Source organism: Streptomyces sp. SID5785 (assembly GCF_009870065.1).
Taxonomy (GTDB): Bacteria; Actinomycetota; Actinomycetes; order Streptomycetales; family Streptomycetaceae; genus Streptomyces.
In genome coordinates this window covers 1-1889 of the sequence record NZ_WWIA01000609.1, presented here as the reverse complement: position 1 = coordinate 1889, position 1889 = coordinate 1, and the positions used below count along the sequence as shown (strand labels likewise).

2 protein-coding genes are annotated in these 1889 nt (G+C 75.2%); one reads left to right on the top strand and one right to left on the bottom strand.

Annotated elements, in window-relative coordinates; translation table 11 throughout:
- Positions 1-43 precede the first annotated feature (43 nt).
- Entirely contained in the window at positions 44-877 is an 834-nt protein-coding gene (locus GTW43_RS20045; protein ID WP_343246065.1) for a TetR/AcrR family transcriptional regulator, read from the bottom strand.
- A 103-nt stretch (positions 878-980) separates the two neighbouring features.
- Between GTW43_RS20045 and GTW43_RS20040 the strand changes: the two genes are divergently transcribed.
- On the top strand, positions 981-1889 hold a 909-nt coding region (locus GTW43_RS20040; protein WP_161303395.1), incomplete at its 3' end, for a hypothetical protein.

Here is a 1889-nt window from a genome sequence, read left to right as displayed (position 1 = left end):
AGGCGCGGGGACAGCCTAGCGGATCGGGGAGGGGCGGCGGGGGTCACGGTTCGGGGTGGTCGGAGCGGACCGCTCGGAGGAAGGCGCGGGTGAAGGTCTCGATCGCTTCGTCCCTCGGTGGCAGGTCGACCCCGGGCAGTTGGGCGAAGGAGGGGCGCAGCAGGGAGTGGAGGACGACGGGGCTGGTCATCTGCTGGGCGAGCAGGATGCGGGGCAGGTCGCGGACGCGGCCCGCGGCGACCTCGTCGTCGAGCCAGGTGCCGACGGCGCCGAGCATGCGGGGGAAGATCCGCTGGAAGAGGGCCTGGACGCCGGTGTCGTGGGGGCGGGCGAAGACCTCGGCGAGGAAGGCGGACAGGACGCGGGGCTCGCGTTCGAGGGCGGTCACGAAGAGGGCGTAGACGCGACGGACCGTCGTCTCGAAGTCCTCGCGGGGGCCCTTGAGGAGGGTCTCGATGTCGACGACGGGGCTGTAGCGCAGGAAGACGGCGTGCAGCAGTTCGTCGCGGCCGCCGAACGCCGCGTAGAGGCTGTGGACCGAGCAGCCGGCCGAGGCGGCGACCCGCTCGAAGGTCACCACGACCAGCCCGTGCTCGCTGATCAGCGTGGCCGCGGCGTCGATGGCGCGCTCGCGGACGGGTTTCTGGGTGCCTGGTTCGACGCCGGCCGTGCGCAGGGCCTCCTCGAGGGTGCGGCGGGTGCCGCCGAGGCGGCGCAGCAGGGTGCTGCGGGAGATCCCGGCCTCCTGGGCGATCTCGCGCAGGGTGACGTCGGCGACCGGGACGGCGCGGGCCGCGGCCACGCGCAGGGCGGCGTCGACGATCTCGGGCGGGACGGCGGGCCCCTGCGGCGGGAGAGGCGAATCGGTGTTTGACACACGGATAAATGTACCCTGTAATCGGGTGTCAAGCCAGTGTTCCGTCAGTGTCGAGCGGCCCGTGTCGTGGGCCGCGGGCCCTACGTGTGAGGAAGCGATGCCCATGGCCACCAACGCACCGGGTACGGCCCGACGGCTGACCGCCGTCGTCATCGGGCTGTCCGCCCTGGTCACCGTGTTGCTCTGCGCGTTCGCCCTGCCCTCGGTGAAGGGCGGCCCGCGCGACGTGCCCGTCGGTGTCGTCGGGCCGGGGCAGGCCACCGGCGCCCTTCAGGAGAAGCTCGCCGGTGACGCGTGGGACGTCCGGGTCTACGCGAGCCCCGAGCGGCTCCGCGCCGCGGTCGAGGACCGAGATCTCGTGGGCGGGCTCGTCGTCGGCGCGGGCCGCGTCGACCTCTACACCGCCACCGCGGGCGCCCCCTCGGCGACCGGCGCGCTGACCGCGCTCGGTACGGGCCTCGCGGCGCAGCAGCACGCTCAGCTGCGGACGCACGACCTCGTGCCGTTCACCGCCGACGACCCGCGCGGGGCCGGGCTCGGCGCCGCGCTGCTCCCGATGATCTTCGGCGGGATCTTCCCGGCGGTGATCCTGGGCCGCCTCTTCCCCGGGCACGCGGGCCTGCGCGTCCGGCTCGGCGGGGCCCTCGCGTTCGCGGTCGTCGCCGGGGCCGGGGCCGCCGCCTTCCTCCAGTACGGCACCGGGACGCTCGACGGCGCCTTCGCGGTCACCGCCGCCGGGATGGCGCTCGGCATGGCCGCGCTCGCCTTCACCATGATCGGCCTCGACGCGCTGTTCGGCACGGTGGGGCTCGGTGTGGGCGGCGCCGTGATGATGCTGCTCGGCAACCCGCTGTCCGGGCTGGCCACCGGCCCGCACTGGTTGCCCGCCGGGTGGGCCGCGTTCGGCCAGGCGCTGCCGCCGGGCGCGGCCGGCGCCCTGCTGCGCACCAACGCGTTCTTCGACGGGGCCGGGGCGGCCGGGCCCGCGCTGACCCTCGCCGCCTGGGTGGCC